The following is a 16,439-nucleotide window of genomic DNA, read 5'->3' on the forward strand; positions in this document are numbered from 1 at the left end:
ATGAAAGCGTTAATGCCCAGAATAGAAATCACGCTATCTCAGATACGGCATAATGCTCGGACTCTATCTGAATTTTATGAGCCAAAAGGAATTTCCTTGATGGGCGTTTCTAAAGCAACTTTAGGAGATCCAGCGATCGCTAAGGCAATGATTCAAGGTGGCGTAAAATTCATTGCCGACTCCCGCATTGAAAATATCCAAAAAATGAGAAATGCCGGAATTTCAACTCAGTTTGTGCTTCTCCGTACGGCGTTAAGTCAGGCAGAAGCGGTGGTCAAAAATGTGGATATCAGTCTCAATACGGAACTTGCGACGGTGAGAGAGCTTTCCAACTTTGCTAAGTTACACAATACGCTTCACCAGATTATTGTCATGGTCGAGCTAGGCGATTTGCGAGAGGGCGTACTACCTCGTGATCTTCCCCAATTCATTAAAAAAACGATTGACTTACCTAATATTAAAATCATTGGGATTGGCTGTAATTTAGCTTGTTATGGTGGCGTCAAGCCCGACAAGCACAATATGCATCAGTTATGTGAGTTGGCTGATGCGATCGAAAAAGAGTTTCAGATTAAATTAGAGATCATTTCGGGCGGCAATTCTGCTAATTATGAATGGTCTGAATCCGCGCAACCGATCGGAAGAATCAACAATCTACGGTTGGGTGAAGCGATTCTTTTGGGATGTGAAACCGTTAATCGGAAAGCCATTCCAGGCTTGCACACCAGCGCTTTCAGGCTAATTGCTGAAGTGATCGAATCAAAGGAAAAGCCTTCTTTACCTTTTGGAGAGATTTGTCAGAATGCTTTTGGTAGTGTGCCTACGTTCATCGATCGCGGCATTCGTCGCCGGGTGATTATTGCTCTGGGAAGGCAGGATATTTTAGTATCTGGCTTAAAACCTAATAATAATTTGGAAATACTAGGATCTAGCAGCGATCATGTTGTCCTTGATAGCAACAACTATAATTGTGAGATCGGCAGTGAGGTAAAGTTCAACTTGGATTATGGTGGACTGCTCTCAGCCATGACGTCTCCTTTCATTGCAAAACAATTTATCGGCAATAGTCATACCGCTGCCTAACCATTGATTAGAAAGATGCGTTCCACATAACTCCCATATATAAGCATATCGGGAAGGCATATCGGGAGAAATCTTGCAGTCTCATCAATAGATTCGGAAGTGCTAGGTAGAAATCTGTCTGCCTGCCCCCTCTATGTGGACGATTAGGTTGACGGGTTCAGGATAATGATTCTTCAGTCCTGTAGAGGTTGCACACGTCTCAGCCACGGGCTAAATTTCATGACTTTCCACCCAGTCTTTGAGGTTTTCCAGAAAAGCCAAGGCCGATCGCCCAAAGTCGGTGAGCTCATAGGTCACGGCAATGGGGCGATCGCTCACAACTTCCCGCTTCACCAAACCCGCTTTCTCCATTTCGCAGAGGCGTTGAGTCACCATCTCTTTACTCGCGCCATCCAACTGTCAAGCTAAGTCGTTAAAGCGGACGGGGCCATCTTTCAAATGCCGAGGAAAATTCCCTCGTAAAAATCCTTTTCATTAGACTTGTTGCGAAATAACGAAGCAAATCGCTGAAATGATTGCACGGAAAGGGCTTCAAGGATTCTTGGCGAGAATCACTGAAATCCTTTCCATATGACGGTTATAAGGATTTTGAAGGCTAATTCACAACAGCTCTATTGTAAATGCCCGCGAAGAGTATCCATTTTCTCCTGGCAGGACAGCCGCCGCTTGGCCCATAGACATTACCGTCCCACCTCGCGATTGACCACAAGCGCCCCAATGGCGCTGGCATGCCAACGGCTGAGGGGTTGCGGATCAGGGATGAACGATCGCACGGGGCGCGGCGTAGTCACATAGGCCAACCATCCGCCCAGCATGATGCTACCGATCACAGCGGCGATGACCAATATCCGGTTCATGCGGGGAACCTCCAGCCCAGATTAGCTAACTTCCTGGGAAGTTTTGACCTGGGGCTTAGTCTGCGGCTGGAACTGGAACATGGTGTAAACCACGTTGCGGCGAATGCCCGTCATCATATCGAGAAAGACTTCGTAGCCCTCGCTCTTGTACTCAATCAGCGGATCTTTCTGGCCATAGCCGCGCAAGCCCACAGTTTCCCGCAGGGCATCCATTTGCTGCAGGTGCTCACGCCAGAGGGTGTCAATCTGCTGCAAGATGAAGAACCGCTCGGCTTCGCGCATGAGCCCCGGTTTTGCCTGATCCACTTGCGCTTCCTTCATGTCGTAAGCCGTCCGCACTTGTTCGTGCAAGAAGGTCTTGATTTCCCCGAAGGACAGGTCTTCGAGCTGGCTAGGTTCCAGGTCAGCTAAGAGATAGACAAATTCCTTCACCTTGTCGACCATCTCCGACAGCTTCCATTCTTCGGGGGGCAGTTCCGGGTTGATGTAGGCGTTCACAATGTCATCCATTGTCCGCACCGCGTAGGTGATCACGAGTTCCTTGAGGTCTTGCCCCTCCAGCACTCGCCGCCGCTCGGCGTAGATGGCCCGCCGCTGGTTATTCATCACTTCGTCGTATTCAAAGACCTGCTTCCGGATGTCGTAGTAGTAAGTCTCAACTTTTTTCTGCGCCCCTTCTAAGGAACGGGTCAACATACCGGATTCGATGGGCATGTCTTCTTCTACGCGGAACATGTTCATCAGGCCCGCGACGCGATCGCCGCCAAAAATCCGCAGTAGGTTATCTTCCAAGCTGAGGAAGAAGCGGGTGGAACCGGGGTCACCCTGGCGGCCCGCCCGCCCTCGCAGTTGGTTATCGACCCGGCGCGATTCGTGACGCTCAGTGCCAATGACGTGTAGACCGCCCGCCTCAATCACCTTTTCATGTTCGGCATCGGTGTAGGCTTCGTACTCTGCCAGCACCCGGTTGTAGGCTTCCCGCAGCTTTTGTAGAACGGGGTCTTCGGTCGGGGCTTTTTCTGCCGCGATCGCAACTTTATCTTCCGCTACTAGCTCTGGCAAACTGCGATCACCATAGGTTTCGACCGCCAGATCGACAGTCTCTTTCAAAAAGTTTTCGGTCTCTGAGGACAGCTCAGTGGGGAAGATATCCGGGGAGGCTTTCCAGGTTTTGACCTTCTTTTTGCCATCGCCAAAGCCCTGGGCCTTGTTGCGCGCTTTCGCGGTACCCGGCACAGAAACCATCAGTTCTTCATCGTCTTCGGGTTTCACAATGCGGGGCATGAGGTATTCCCGCACTTTCAGCCGCGCCATGTAGTCGGCATTACCGCCGAGAATAATGTCTGTACCCCGACCGGCCATGTTGGTGGCGATCGTCACTGCCCCGCCGCGTCCCGCCTGGGCGACAATTTCGGCTTCCCGCTCCACATTTTCGGGTTTCGCATTCAGCAAGTTGTGGGCGACCCCAATTTGCGCTAGTAAACTCGACAGTAGCTCGGACTTTTCAACACTGGTAGTGCCGACAAGCACAGGCCGATTTTTCTCATGCATTTCCTTACATTCTTTAGCAATTTGCAACCACTTGCCTTGAATGCCGATGGAATAAATATCCTTGATATTGCTCTGGATCAGAATTTCAACATCACTACTAGCGGTTAACGTCACGTTGCCAGGCTTTTTAGCCCAACCAAATAGTTCAGCTTGTGTAGCAAAAGTTTCGGCAATACGAGAGAAATCTTCGCCTAAACTCGAATCCAAAATTTGCTTAATCCGCCGCACCTTTTCTAAGTCACTGCTGCGGATCAAAATGGGTTTCTGAGCTTGCACCTGCTCAAGACATTCGCTAGCAATCCTTTGGGGATCGCCAGATTCAGTTTTGTAAACTACGTCGGCCAAATCTTGCCGCCGCGACGGCTTGTTAGTGTCAATGACGGTGACTTCCAGCTCGTAAATCTTTTCGAACTCAGCCTCTTCGGTTTTCGCGGTACCGGTCATGCCCGAAAGCTTGGGATACAGCAAAAAGAAGTTCTGATAGGTAATGCTGGCTAAGGTTTGGGTCTCGGGCTGAATATCGACATGCTCTTTCGCTTCGATCGCCTGATGCAAGCCGTCACTCCAGCGCCGCCCCGGCATCACGCGCCCGGTAAACTCGTCCACAATCACCACTTCGTCATTGCGCACGATGTAGTTAACGTCTTTGACAAACAGTTCCTTACCTTTAATGGCGTTAAACATGTAGTGCGCCCAGGGATCTTTGGGATCGAACAGATCCTGAACGCCCAACAGATCTTCTGCCAGAATAAAGCCTTCGTCAGTCAGTAGGACATTACGAGCCTTTTCATCGACCTCGTAGTGATCATCACCATTGAGCTGGCTAGCGACCTCGGCGGCTTTGGTGTACTTCTCGCTGGGACGCTCGACTTGACCTGAGATGATCAGCGGCGTCCGGGCTTCATCAATCAGAATCGAGTCAACTTCGTCGATCACGCAGAAATTGAAAGGACGCTGCACGACATCCTCAATGGACGTGGCCATGTTGTCGCGCAGGTAGTCAAAACCGAACTCGCTGTTGGTGCCGTAGGTGATGTCGCAGCCGTAGTTCTTCTGGCGCTCAGCGGGACTCATTCCCTGCTGAATCAAGCCCACGTCTAAGCCCAAGAAGCGGTGAACTTGGCCCATCCACTCAGCGTCACGCCGGGCCAAATAATCGTTCACAGTGACGACATGGGCACCTTTGCCGGTGAGCGCGTTCAGATAACTGGGCAGAGTTGCCACCAGGGTTTTCCCTTCACCCGTTTTCATCTCGGCGATTTGGCCTTCGTGGAGCACCATGCCGCCGATAAGCTGCACATCAAAGTGGCGCATGCCTAAGACGCGACGTGACGCTTCACGGACGACGGCAAAGGCTTCGGTGAGGATATCGTCGAGGGATTCGCCCTGGTCTAGGCGCTGCCTAAATTCCCCGGTCTTGGCGGCCAAATCTTCATCTGACAGCGGCTGGATTTCTTCTTCCAGCAAGTTGATTTCCACTACGTCGGGCTTGTAGCGCTTGAGTTTACGAGCGTTTGGATCACCAAGCAGAGCTTTGAGCATATGTCCGGAGACGATGAGTTGACAGAATCTTTAGTAAAACGAAAATATCTGCACTGCACAAGGGGCGATCGCCGCACCTGATTAAGTGCAATCCTTTCTATTTACAATTTAGTTGATCCTACCACTTGAGTTTCGGGATGAGGAAACGGTGACTTTTTCGCCAAGCCTTCATGCCCATTTGGAAAACTCTGTGCTTAAAATATGTTCACAGAAAACTTTTTGGCCTTCAAGGGATTAATTCGTTTATGACCTTAAATGTCCTCCAGGGTACGGACAGTGCGCCGCAGCAATGGCTGGTGTGGCGGCGATGGCACCTAACTGGAGTAAACCGAGTGACCCACACCCAGGCCAGAATGCGATCGCAACGCCAGGCCGGCGGGCGACGATGACTCTGGACGCTTTCACGTTTGAGGCAAGGGGATGATTGCCGAACACCGGGCTAGTCACCTCCGAGCCCCTCTAATCCTGACCGCTCACCAGAGCACCGCAAGCTTTCGACTCCTTCACTATTTCTCATTGCCAGTGCCGTAATTGCTGGAGTTTCGCATCGTGTCATTCTTAAATATTTACTCATCACCTATGGACTGTAGTCACATTCAATTTCGGTATACCGACACTCTCGACGCTGCTCAATTGCAGCAGCTTATCGCGCTCTTTCAGGACGCGGCGTTTTGGGCCAGAGATCGCACCGCCGAGGAGATGGCGATCGCGATCGCTCACAGTCATCCCGTCGTCACCGTGTGGGATCATGAGCGCCTGATCGGCTTCTCACGGGCCACGTCGGACGGTATCTTTCGTGCCACCATCTGGGATGTGGTGATTCACCCCGACTACCAGGGGGCCGGGCTCGGTCGCAAAGTGGTACAAACCGTGCTCAGCCATCCCCTCATGAGCCGCATTGAGCGGGTCTACCTGATGACAACCAACCAGCAGAACTTTTACGAACGCATTGGGTTCGAAGCCAATCAGACCACGACCATGGTGCTCTTCCATCGAGAAATCGAACCCGTGCCCAGCTTATCGACGGTGGAAGTGGGGGCACGCGAACAATGGGCCGAAGTGGAGTAAGACGAAACGTGCGATCGTGGAGATAGGGGGATGATGGCGGGCGCGGCGCTCGTCTATCCCCACAATATTGCTGACGGTCAGATGCTTAGACGCTTCTAGGAAGACTTATGTAATGAGGCAAAATAATATCCCTAACTGTTTAGGGCAGGCAGCTTGTCTGCCTTGGAACCGCCGAGACGGCTATCCCAACTTATGCCGTGCTCATTCCCGAGCTTTATTGGCACTGACAGGCAGCTTGAGGACTGCCACACGATTCGGCATCATAGAGGCAAAGTATCGGTTTTGACGCTTTAATCCTCACAGATCTGGCGTTAAGAGCCTTGCTTGCCCTCTTACGTTAGTGCCTTCATCCATGGGTATGCCTGATAACCCCGACTTCCAACTCTCGGCCTACGATTACGAACTGCCGCCCGATCGCATCGCGCAAAACCCCGTCGAGCCTCGGGATCATGCCCGTTTGTTGACCATTACCTCAGCTCATGACCACGAGCATCGTCATGTCTACGATCTCCCCGCGCTGCTCCAGCCGGGAGATTTGCTCGTCCTCAACGACACCAAGGTGCTACCCGCTCGTTTATTTGGGCGAAAAGTGGGGGGCGCAGCGGTGGAAATCTTACTGCTGGAAGAGCGGGCGTCGCTGGAATGGCTCGCCTTGGTCAAGCCGGGGAAACGCCTCAAGCCAGGGGCGCAAATCCACTTTGGCGAAAATCTGGATCAGCCGACGCTGATGGCGGATGTCGTCGCCTCCGATCCAGAAACGAATGGCCGAATTCTCAAATTTACAATTCCTGGTGGCGAGTCGTTTTACGAGGTGTGCGATCGCCTTGGCAAAATGCCCTTGCCCCCCTACATCACCGAGTCCACCGCCCCCGACGATCGCTACCAAACCATCTACGCCGAGAAGCTGGGAGCCGTCGCCGCCCCCACAGCGGGACTGCACTTCACCCCCGAGCTGTTTGCCCAGCTAGAGGAACGGGGGATCGATCGCACCTTTATTACCCTGCACGTGGGTGTCGGCACCTTTCGCCCCGTCGAAGCAGCCACCATCACCGATCACACCATGCACGCGGAATGGCTAGACGTGCCCACCGCCACGGTGGAGAAAATTCGCCAAACCAAAGCGCAGGGGGGGCGCATCATTGCCGTTGGCACCACGGTCACCCGCGCCCTAGAAGGCGCAGCTCAAACCGGCGAGTTGGAGCCCTTCCAAGGCAAAACCAACCTGTTTATCTATCCCGGTTATCAGTGGCAAGTACTGGATGGCCTGATGACCAACTTTCACCTACCAGAGTCCAGTCTGATGATGCTGGTCAGCGCCATGATCGGTCGTCCACGCCTGCTCGATCTCTATGCGGAAGCCGTACGCCAGGACTATCGTTTCTATTCTTTTGGTGACGCCATGCTGATTTTGCCCGAGGCGCGGGGCTAAGGGATCTGCAACTAAATAAAGTACCCGTTCAATCCGGTTTCGACTTCGCTCAACCTAGCAGTATCGAGAGTTGAGCGGAGTCGAAACTCGGTTCATGGGGATCTTTTTTACGCGCAAGTCCCTAAATGCGGGGGCCAGGTGGTCGGTTTTCCCAACTTCCCTGGCTCGGCCTCAACACTTCGACATGAAACGGGTAAGGCGGTCGATAGCGCAGCGATAATAGAACTATCAGGAACCGGGGAAGCTCCCCAGCGGTGCCGCCACCGTCAGGCGATGGAGGAATACCGTTTAGTCTCCGAGGATGTGCCCCGGCTGTCCCATGCGCTGACGCAGCATTGCCCATCCCAGGTAACTGGCTGAGGGCCAGGGGCAGACAGCAGATTCGCCCGTTCTATCCTGATGCCGATTGCCAAGCGCGTTTGGGAGGTTGCCATGACGACAGAGACTGGCTTTGAATGCCCGCGCTGTGAACACAAAGAGTTGGTGCGCTTAAACAGTGAAAGCGATATTTTTGAGTGTCTCTACTGTGGCTACACAAGAGACTTAAGCCGCGATGTGGGGCTAAGGGGGACAAGTTGGTTGGTTGCCAGCTTACTGGGCATCTTATTCACCCTGGCGATGATTATGGGAGTCTAAGCGTCATCATGGCGATGGCGATCGCTCGGCGGGTCGCCAATCTCTTCGCTCCGGCCCCGCACTGGGGGAAGTTTATCGACTAATCCCATTTCAAAAGCGGTGTCAGGGAGCTCGCCCGCAAGATACTTACCCGGTTCAAACATGCGACCAGACGTAAGGCACAGTTGCCGGAGTTCGACAACTTCGTTTTCGAGAAACATGGCGCGGGAAAGGCGACGTTCGAGGGGCATGGAAGGAAGGGGGTGATTGAGTGGCTGGGTAGGGGGGTGGCGGTGAGGCGTGGGAGCCTGGGTGTCGCCGTGCTCTAGTCGTCAAACTGCATGAGTTCGCGGGTGTAGTTTTCGTCGAGAATGCGTTTGGGCCGCATGACGACGAGAAGTTTACCCAGCAGTTGGCGATCGCTGGGTTCCGGTAGCCATTCGACGGCGACGGTGTCGCCTTGTGCCGTCAGGCAGTAACTATCTGCATCCCAGTCACGCTGAGCGCGATCGATCACCAGCAGTACCGTTTCCGGATTGTCCGGATTTTGCACATTCGGCAGATGCTTAGGCTTAGCCAAAATGCCCACCGGGTCTTCGGCTTGTAACACAACCTGCCAACCCGGAACGGGCACCCACGCCGCCGGGCCAGCGGTTTTCACGATCCCAAAAGGTTCCTCTGGCTCGATCACAGGAACGGCTTGAAAGTCTTCAGTACTCAGAGGGAGCACCCCCGCCAAAGGCACCACTAAGGGTAATTCTGAGTCAGTTTCGAGGCGGTAGGTGGGCAACGTAGGGACCGGGCGTGATTTCACCACCGTCAAATCGGTGAGCAACGACTCTACCTGTTGACGGGCCATCTCACTGGTGGCAAATCTCAAGGCTTGGGCAATGAGGCGCGATCGCGCGGCTAAGTCCGACTGTTGTCGAGCCAGCTTCCAATAGGTATAAGCGATGGCATCGCCAGCGGTGTCGCTAAACCCGGACGGCGGCTCTTTAAAATAGGCGTATTCTTTCAGCGCCTTAGCCACATCTTTAATCGTGTCGGCATCCAGCCCCTGTTGGCGGGCGAGCTCCGCTGCGCGGGCGCGATCGCGCTGCGTCAAGATGCGCAGCTCATACAAAATATCGCTGCCCCGCTGCTCAAAATGAGCCAGCACCGGGGCGGGCGTCCCAGCAGCCACGATCGAGTCATAAACCTGTGCTCCCACAATGACCTGATTTTGCTGGGGCGGCTCAAACCCAGTCCGTTCAAAGATTTCCTGCGGCCTCAGACCTGATTTTTGGAGGGCCTGGCAGGCTTTTCCCCATTCCACCCAAGTCCCCGCTTTGTGGCGGAGTTGGGTCACCAGTTGATCGATGTCTACAGGCGAGTTGGTCACGGAATCAGAGGAGGCCATAGGTACAGTCAAAGGGATGCGATCGGTCTCTCTGACTCTAGCGCGTTCATTCCTTCATCAGCGTTAATTTCTTTATAGTGCTTGACGCTGGTGCCCCTCTCAGGGCATGATCATAGTCGCATTTATGCGGGGCTATAGCTCAGTTGGTAGAGCACTTGAATGGCATTCAAGGGGTCAGCGGTTCGAATCCGCTTAGCTCCATTAGGTTTTAGAAAGTAAAGTCACTGTTTTCAGGTATTTTTAGCTTTCTAGTACAGTCATACTCAGACACATTTAGACACCTTTGGCAGTGTTTTGGGTGTGCAATTGGGCGTTACCAGAATTAAGGCATAATTTTTAGTCATCTAATGGTGCCCACGTGAATCGGGGCACCATAGGCTGTTTGTCAAGGTGGCCATAGTGTTCTGTCACCATCCGTGTGGTCTTGTGTCCCATCCAGTAGGCTGTTTGTTCGTCTGGCATACCGTTTCGCTTTGCCCACGTTGCAAAAGTATGGCGTGCAGCATAGGGCGGGCGGTATAAATCGATACGGGCTTCTCTGAGGATGCCATGCCAGCTGCGATTACAAAAATTGTGGTCATCGATGGCTAGTCCCTCGGGACTAGGAAACACCAAGCTATCTGGCTTGGCGTCTGGGTATTTTTTGCGCTGGTAGGCAAAAATCTGAAGTTGCTCGCTCCCTAGCGGTAAAGTGGCAACCTCTCCGGTTTTGGTTTCTTTACGTTTGCGGGCAGCACTAGAAGTCTTGCCGTCTTCTCCCCGACTTAATGACTCAGCGATGACAAGGCTGCGGCCCTCAAGGTCAATACGCTTCCACTGGAGCCCGATCAGTTCACTGGGACGGAGTCCCAGAAAGAACATTGCTGAGACGTACCCGTAATAGTGGCGATAGTAGCGGCTCAGCTGAAGACTTGACAGTATGAGATCGCGTTCCTCATCGGTGAAGGCTTCCCGGCTGGCGCGGTTCTTTTCAGTGCGAACGGTTTCACACTTTCGGAAATGGTCAGTTTCCCAGTGGTCATAAGCGATCGCCCACTGGGAAAAGCGACGCAGCAGTGAGGTGTATTTATTGAGGGTGCGATCGCTGATTGGTTTTGCTGCGGTGGCACGCAGCTCCCCCATCTTGAGTTTGCCGATAAATTCCAGCGCGCGATCGCTGCTGTCGATGGTGCCAAACCGCTGCAAGTATCGCAGCATCGTCCCGTAGACTTCATGGAGATTGTATTCACCACTGCCTTGCTGACGACGGGATTCAATGAACTGCTCGAACAGTTCTGCCGTGGTAACGGGTTGGGTGTCCTTATCCTGATGGGGCTGTTGGCGGTACTTTTCGAGGGTTTCGTCAAAATTCCCATAGGCCATGTCCTTTTCAATGTCGTTAGCAAGTTCTTGGGCCTTAAGTCGCCATTGCAATATGTCAGGTTTTCCATAGTAGAGGGTGTGTCGCCGGCCCTCATGTCTCCATCGGAGTTGTAACAGTCCCCTACGTGCAGTGACTGATACTGATCCTTTTTTTGCTCTCGCGCTCTTTCGTGGCATCTTTCTTTCACTCTTAATTTTTTGATTGACTGCTGGTATTCATCGGACCTCATGCATTCGCCTAAGTTCTGATACCCAGAAATGGAATGTTGAGCAGCAGTTGCCTTACTCAGGATGCTCTAGCCTATGGCAACGCTATGGTGATGACTCTAAAAGCTCTAGTCAGGACAGTGGAGCTACAAGATGACTAGGAATCTGGTTAAGAACGTAGTTGCCCCGTGCAGGCAAGAGTTGAGTGCTCACTATCATTATCCCAACCCATCAGAATGGATAAGGCTAGAAAAGCTGTTGCTGTTAGCGTCACTCACGTCATTAGCGTCACGGTATTACTCAAGACCTAGTTGCAGAGGCATTTCATCATTGACGCTAGGTGACGCTATAGGATTAGCGATGGTGTTAGCGTCACGGATAGCGTACGACCTGAAATACTAATCTGTAAGGGTTGTGAGCGATTAGCTGACGCGAGTGATGCTAATGACGCTACAGGAATAATTTTTCTAAGATGTGTTGACGCCTATTTTTGCCCTCACCCTTAGACCAGTTGATACCGCAGCCTCTTAAATCTGGGGCAAGACGTCGAAGTTCTTTGCTTAAACGGGTTGCGTCTCCCGGCCAACGTCTAGACTTTACGGTTCTCTCGTCTACAAAACTAGCAAGCTCGTCAAGTAGTTCAGTCGAGGTGCCTTGCCAACGTAACCGCCCCTCCATAAGTCGCTGAATGGCTGTTCCGAGTGGCGACGACTCCAGAGCAATTTCATGGTGCTCTTCAGAGTTGCCTTGAATTGCGGCCATGAAGACCCCGGCAGGAATGCCCATTGCAGGTTCGGCAGCGATGGCGAAACGGGCAAAGTCTGCCATGCGTGGTAGATGATCCGGTTTCACCTCGGGCAGTACCGCTAGGGTTTGACTCACTGCTGTCAGCAAGGCACCCAGCAGGCGAGGGCGATTGGCATCGAGATGTTTTTCAAGGTCTGCTTCCCCTATACGATTATTGGTGGGAATGGGTTTAAGGTTCACCAGAATCGAGCGTTCCAGGAGGTCGCCCCTAGTGGCCAGAGAGTCAATACCTGTGAGCAACTGTGGCCGGACAAACTCAAAAACCGTCTCCTCATCATTTTCGTAGAGGGTTCGAATGGTGAATCCAGCCCCGGTAGAGGTACGACAGATGGCGTCACTTTGGTCTGAAGCAATGCCACTAAGGTTGTCATAGACAACTAGCCAGCGTCGGCCCAGGGTGATGGCCTGCTGTCTCAGATCCGAAATTGCGGGAATAAGGGGGGACTTACTGGGGTCAACTAAACTTTTGAGTAACCGAGCGGTGGAACTTTTACCACTGCCCTGTTCACCATGTAGGATCAGCACTGGATGAGGATGCTTGGGATAGAAACAGAACAGCAACCAAGCCAGAATCAACACCCATGCATCATCTTCGACGTTCAGTAGGCTGCGCAGTTCTGATACATGATCCCCATACTCTGGAACAGGTAAGGCAAGCTGAGTGTCAGGGCGGAGAAACCTAACCGGACATTGCTGGGATGGAATGGGTGTCCAACCATCGGCCCGGATCTGAATAACTGTCCAGTCATCGCGGCCCAAGTCGAGATACAGGTTACCGGCATGCTCTGCAATACGTAGGTAAACATCTCTCTGGGCACCGTCGAATATCGCGATCGCTTCCAATAGTCCCAGCGTGTCTTGCATAGTTTGGGTTCCAACTGCTTTTTGCTCAGACTCAAAATAACGATGACTTAACCATTGACGGAATTGCTTGCGACGGATGGGTAGCGTCTGGCGGACTCCATTTATCACCACGTCAGCAAAGGTATTTTTACTCGGTGTGTGGAACAAGGTGCATTCATTGAGGGCAATTTCTCTCAGAATATCCGCCGCTGTTTTCTTGCCAGGATTAAGCCCAACAGCCTTTGCCCGTTCTTTCATCAACTGTCTGGCGGCAAACTTATCGTGTCCATGTTCTTGGCACCAACCTGCCAACTCGACGATGGATTCTTCGTAGGTTTGCAATTCCTCTTTTACCATCACCAACAAATGGTCGACCTGCACTTCAACTTCTGCAGCATTGAGTTGCGCATTCCGATTTTTCTGAGTGGTCGACCTACGCGGTTTACACCGGCGGTTAGATTGTCGAGTTTCTTTCAAGGGAGCGATCGCTTCCCGAATTTGGCGTTTACCCTCATCGGTGTCGGCGCAACCACACGCGAAAGCACTATATGCTCCGGTTTGCAGATTGACCTTGAAGTTTTCTTCCCCGCACAGAGGACAGTGGTATTCACCGTCCGCCTTACCCTTAACGGGAGTTAATTTGTCGAGATGCTCAAGGATATTGAAGTTACTAGATGGTGGTTGATTTCCTTGCGAGAATTGTCTCTTAGAGTTATATTCCATAAGTGAACTTAGCCTCATCAGATGGGTGTGGTTATGTGTTTTCGCAAAGTTTTTCAGCCCCTGCTGTGGTTTAGCGGGGGCTATTTTTATGCAGTAGCTCTACTGGATGCTAGTGATTCCAGATAGGCGTTTATGGCACGTTTGTGGGCATCAGGATTGGTCTGGTTATGCAGGAAATCCCGCAGGAGTTCGAGGTTGTAGAGAGTTTTACGGGGTCCCACGCGCAGCCAGTGGACGCCCTCAGTCAATTTGGGCCGTTGCCCGTCACGGCCCAACCGCCAATACTTGAGAGTACTCGGCGAAATCCCCAATTCAGCTTGGATTACTCGCTTTGAGACAAGTTGATTAGTCATCGCAGTTAACGGCCCTTAACAGCCGTAGTTGGTTTAACTGCGATAACAATGTCACTCAGAAAACTGGGCAAACGAAAATGGATCTAGATTTGAAGTTTTGTTAACTACCTTCTGAGTAAGTTTTTGTCTTAGGATTCCAAGGCACTTTTTTGCCATCTATCCAGGCAAATGAGCCAGAAAATATGAGTGCCCACTCTCCCCGTCGTCTATAGCCTGGCAAATAGAAATCCCGAATAAGCGACTCTTGAGCAGTCTTACAGTTTTTAAGGCTCTGCGAAGTGAGTTGACGATTTGGGCACTGGGGCTGTTGCAATGCAGATGCGGCTAGGGTGCGAATCATAAATGCGTCCCAACACCAGCCAGAATATTGGTTTTGATTGCAAATCTGTCGCATTTCTGGCAACTGTTGTGGGATAGAGCTGCCCAGGGGTAAATCTGTAAGTTTATCTAAGGTGTATTTCAACCTTTTTCTTATTTTCCAGCTGCTAATTTCCTTGTAAGGATGGAAGACATCGTCAACTGATTTGATCACTTCCTCAAGTAAAACATTCACAAAAAGTTCAGCTCGAGAATTAAATGGGAACTCGCCAAACAGTCTATCTGCTTCCATTTCTATGGCGGGATATCCTTCATAAGTAAGCAGCATAAGTTTTTTGTACAAGTCGGACAAGCAAAGTATGGAGTCCTCGAACTTTACATGGGAGACTTTTATATAGCCAGCCTTAAATGGATCTGCTTGATCTGAGTAGAAGCTTTCTAGACAACGTGAAATCGCGTACCAATATCGCCGAATCTTAAGAGTCTCACATTGCTGATCTTCAGTTAAGGATACTGATTTATTCGACAACTCTAGACTGATTTGATCAGCCAGTATCTTTGGCAGCCTTCCCATCATTCACCTCGCTAGATGTCTTGAAACACTCAGGACACTTGCCCTCAAGGAATAAAAGCTATGGAACATCTGCGATCTTCCAGAACTATCACTCACTTCACCTACAGTTGAAAGCATCCTAAATACATCAGTATTGTAATACACGGATACTGACCTAGTTGGATATAGTGAGTTTTTGTTAATGATTGATAGTCGATTTTGTGGCTTGACATTCAAATATAGGGTGCCATCCTGAAGATAAATTTAATTTCAAAGCTTTTTGGGAAAGCTCAAAATCATTCTTCTGCGTTCTCGTCTGCCCAGATAGAAGAAGAGAATTGCCAATTCAGCAGTTGATTCATAGACCAAGGATTCTAACGATGGCAACTCCAGGCATTAAATCTATGCGAGGTCGGCCAGAGGCGTTTGACGAACCCAAGATTCCGACTTGTTTGAGTCTGACTCAAACAGCACGAGAGTGGCTGCACACAACTGCAAAGGGAATAAATACATCCAAGAGCGACTTAATAGAGCAGATGGCTAGAGGAGGTATATATGTATCTTTTACAGAGTCAGATGAGGTCTCAAAACGACAGATTAATTCAGAAAGCCTCAAGTCCTAAGTGGCTCGTTACTTAGCCCGTATATAGGAAAAGGTGTAATAAACGAATATAGCGCCTCAATATTACGTTGAATTATTTATATATTGTCTAAAGCCCTATTCACTAAAGGTTCCAAGTCTTCTATTAGCAGCGATAAACCGACCAAAGCCTTTGATAAGCTCACCGAAATCATTCAATAAATATGTAATATAATTTCAGTCATAAGGATTTTTTGAGGGAGGTTTCTAAATGAATGGGCCTCAAATAAAGATTGAAAACCTGCTGGATGCATTCTCAGCATACGAAGATTATCTGCAGCAAAAGCAGAGTCATAAACAAGCAAAAAATTCTATTAACAAGCTCAAAACAGGACTTGTTCGCTTCACTTTGCCTGGCTGGGGATATCCGTTAAAGCTGACGGGCCGCTTGACTCCTGAGGAAATGTTGAGAGGTATAGAATTTATGGCTTCGGTGTCTCTTTTACAGGCTAATCAAGCTTTAGAAGTTCAAGAAAGTTTATTCCAGCGCATGGGCGACCTGGTCTCAGATGCCTCTAAACGAGTCTACCGGTCTGCTGTGAGGCAATTTATCGAGTACTGTCAATCTCTGGCTGCGTGGCCCACGTACCGACGTCCGGGTTTGCCTCCCACCGCCTACATCTATGGCAAACCCAAAAAGGTTTGGCACCACTTTGGATTACGCAGTCAAGACGTCCCCCCTGCATTGCAGGCCGAGCTCAATGAATACGCTGAAGCCCTTTCGAGTCGGACTCCTCCCTTGAGTCCTTCCTCCATTCAACGGCAGACCAGGGGCGTTCGTAAGATCTTGGGTTGGCTCCATAGGACGAAGAATATTGCCGTCGAAGAGCTGACCCTTTTCCAGATTGTGCCGGTTGAAGCGCTATTTGAAGAGGCCGCAGCGGCAAAAACGATGAGCTTGCTGCAAGAATACCTGGACTGGCTGAAATCGCGTGAAGAGCATATCCATTCTTTGAAGCAGGCGTTTATGCACTTTCTCTATTTGACTGAGTATGCCCATCATGTCTATCTCAACTATTAGACGACAATGAGCCTGTCGGCTGACGACAACTAGAGAGGCGGATTTATTGATTTCGTCATCTGGATCCA

12 protein-coding genes, 1 tRNA gene and 3 pseudogenes are annotated in these 16,439 nt (G+C 50.9%); 7 read left to right on the forward strand and 9 right to left on the reverse strand.

Translation table 11 applies throughout. From position 1 onward, the window contains the following. Positions 1-1,083 carry an alanine/ornithine racemase family PLP-dependent enzyme gene (locus tag JUK32_RS22830; protein WP_204141175.1) on the forward strand — a complete coding sequence of 361 codons (1,083 nt, stop codon included), beginning with the start codon at positions 1-3 and terminating at the stop codon, positions 1,081-1,083. Positions 1,084-1,293: 210 nt separating this feature from the next. Here the strand turns inward: JUK32_RS22830 and JUK32_RS22835 are convergent. The 4 genes and pseudogenes from JUK32_RS22835 to JUK32_RS28845 form a co-directional block, all read right to left on the reverse strand. Next, positions 1,294-1,530 (reverse strand): annotated as a pseudogene (locus JUK32_RS22835) (winged helix-turn-helix transcriptional regulator); the annotation flags it as partial. A gap of 233 nt (positions 1,531-1,763) precedes the next feature. Beyond that, a complete protein-coding gene (locus tag JUK32_RS22840; protein ID WP_204141177.1) occupies positions 1,764-1,940 on the reverse strand; it encodes a hypothetical protein in 177 nt (58 codons plus the stop codon). A gap of 21 nt (positions 1,941-1,961) precedes the next feature. After that, a pseudogene (gene secA, locus JUK32_RS28840) lies at positions 1,962-3,482 on the reverse strand (preprotein translocase subunit SecA); the annotation flags it as partial. Between the two features lie 219 nt (positions 3,483-3,701). Beyond that, a pseudogene (locus tag JUK32_RS28845) lies at positions 3,702-5,033 on the reverse strand (DEAD/DEAH box helicase); the annotation flags it as partial. A gap of 245 nt (positions 5,034-5,278) precedes the next feature. On the opposite strand from JUK32_RS28845, the gene JUK32_RS22850 reads away from it, so the two are divergent. The 4 genes from JUK32_RS22850 (at position 5,279) to JUK32_RS22865 (ending at position 8,166) form a co-directional block, all read left to right on the forward strand. Next, complete coding sequence (locus tag JUK32_RS22850) at positions 5,279-5,422, forward strand: hypothetical protein (protein WP_204141179.1); 144 nt, start codon at positions 5,279-5,281, stop codon at positions 5,420-5,422. A gap of 190 nt (positions 5,423-5,612) precedes the next feature. Next, the gene (locus JUK32_RS22855) at positions 5,613-6,101 is read left to right on the forward strand and encodes a GNAT family N-acetyltransferase (RefSeq protein WP_204141180.1); all 489 of its coding nucleotides are present in this window, start codon (positions 5,613-5,615) and stop codon (positions 6,099-6,101) included. Positions 6,102-6,453: 352 nt separating this feature from the next. Further along, the gene (gene queA / locus JUK32_RS22860; protein ID WP_204141192.1) at positions 6,454-7,530 is read left to right on the forward strand and encodes a tRNA preQ1(34) S-adenosylmethionine ribosyltransferase-isomerase QueA; all 1,077 of its coding nucleotides are present in this window, start codon (positions 6,454-6,456) and stop codon (positions 7,528-7,530) included. A gap of 432 nt (positions 7,531-7,962) precedes the next feature. Next, entirely contained in the window at positions 7,963-8,166 is a 204-nt protein-coding gene (locus JUK32_RS22865) for a hypothetical protein (protein ID WP_204141181.1), read from the forward strand. On the opposite strand, the gene JUK32_RS22870 is transcribed toward JUK32_RS22865, so the two are convergent. Both JUK32_RS22870 and JUK32_RS22875 read right to left on the reverse strand, forming a co-directional pair. After that, positions 8,163-8,396, reverse strand: coding sequence for a hypothetical protein (locus JUK32_RS22870; RefSeq protein ID WP_204141182.1), 234 nt, complete (start codon positions 8,394-8,396; stop codon positions 8,163-8,165). The two genes, JUK32_RS22865 and JUK32_RS22870, sit on opposite strands and share 4 nt — an antisense overlap. Positions 8,397-8,470: 74 nt before the next feature. After that, positions 8,471-9,544 carry a RuBisCO accumulation factor 1 gene (locus JUK32_RS22875; protein ID WP_204141183.1) on the reverse strand — a complete coding sequence of 358 codons (1,074 nt, stop codon included), beginning with the start codon at positions 9,542-9,544 and terminating at the stop codon, positions 8,471-8,473. Between the two features lie 128 nt (positions 9,545-9,672). Here JUK32_RS22875 and JUK32_RS22880 point away from each other — a divergent pair. Then, a tRNA-Ala gene (locus JUK32_RS22880) sits at positions 9,673-9,745 on the forward strand. 135 nt (positions 9,746-9,880) lie between these two features. On the opposite strand, the gene JUK32_RS22885 is transcribed toward JUK32_RS22880, so the two are convergent. The 3 genes from JUK32_RS22885 to JUK32_RS22895 all read right to left on the reverse strand — a co-directional run bounded on the left by JUK32_RS22885 (position 9,881) and on the right by JUK32_RS22895 (position 14,485). Then, positions 9,881-10,957, reverse strand: a complete 1,077-nt coding sequence (locus tag JUK32_RS22885) for a site-specific integrase (RefSeq protein WP_204141184.1) — start codon at positions 10,955-10,957, stop codon at positions 9,881-9,883. A 606-nt stretch (positions 10,958-11,563) separates the two neighbouring features. Then, positions 11,564-13,486: a hypothetical protein gene (locus JUK32_RS22890; RefSeq protein WP_204141185.1), complete on the reverse strand. Its 1,923-nt coding sequence runs from the start codon at positions 13,484-13,486 to the stop codon at positions 11,564-11,566. Between the two features lie 453 nt (positions 13,487-13,939). Then, positions 13,940-14,485: a hypothetical protein gene (locus JUK32_RS22895; RefSeq protein WP_204141186.1), complete on the reverse strand. Its 546-nt coding sequence runs from the start codon at positions 14,483-14,485 to the stop codon at positions 13,940-13,942. A gap of 1,076 nt (positions 14,486-15,561) precedes the next feature. Here JUK32_RS22895 and JUK32_RS22900 point away from each other — a divergent pair. Continuing rightward, positions 15,562-16,371, forward strand: coding sequence for a hypothetical protein (locus tag JUK32_RS22900; RefSeq protein ID WP_204141187.1), 810 nt, complete (start codon positions 15,562-15,564; stop codon positions 16,369-16,371). The last annotated feature ends 68 nt before the right edge of the window (positions 16,372-16,439 follow it).

Origin of the sequence: Halomicronema sp. CCY15110, assembly GCF_016888165.1 — a bacterium.
In the GTDB taxonomy this organism is placed as follows: Bacteria; Cyanobacteriota; Cyanobacteriia; order Phormidesmidales; family Phormidesmidaceae; genus Halomicronema.